This window comes from Corallococcus sp. AB038B, from assembly GCF_003668955.1.
GTDB classification, from domain to species: domain Bacteria; phylum Myxococcota; class Myxococcia; order Myxococcales; family Myxococcaceae; genus Corallococcus; species Corallococcus exiguus.
This window is the reverse complement of sequence record NZ_RAWO01000069.1, coordinates 1-482: the sequence shown is the minus strand read 5'-3', so window position 1 is coordinate 482 and position 482 is coordinate 1. Positions and strand designations below refer to the sequence as shown.

Sequence of the window (482 nt, the reverse complement as noted above, 5' to 3'; positions counted from 1 at the left end):
CGCACGCACAAGTCGAACGCGAAGTTCGGCCCACCGCTGATGGTGCCCCCGAAGCGCGACACCGCCTCCAGCCACGCCATGGGCCGCTTGAGGAAGGCCATCGGCGACATCAACGTCACCGGGAAGCCTCCGTACAGCGGCTCCAGGATGCCGCCGATGAGTCCCATGTCGTGGTACGGCGGCAGCCAGATGACGCCCACGCTGTCCGCACGTGCGCCGAAGGCTCCGTGGATGAGCGACAGGTTGTGCAGCAGGTTGCCGTGCGTGAGCATCACGCCCTTCGGCGTGCCCGTGCTCCCAGACGTGTACTGAAGGAACGCGAGCGACTCCGCGCCCAGGCCCTCCGGCGCCACCCAGTCCCGCTCGCCGCCCTCCGGCAACTCGTCCGTCGCCATCCAGTGCAGCGCGCGGAAGTCCGGCGCCTGCTCGAAGACGAAGTCCGACAGCCCGAGGATGCCCGACGTGGTGAGCACCACCGACGC

At 69.1% G+C, this 482-nt stretch carries 1 protein-coding gene; it reads right to left on the bottom strand.

The genetic code is table 11. The features are described from left to right. A partial coding sequence (locus D7Y04_RS46155) for an AMP-binding protein (protein ID WP_233601854.1) occupies positions 1-482 on the bottom strand: 482 nt, incomplete at both ends.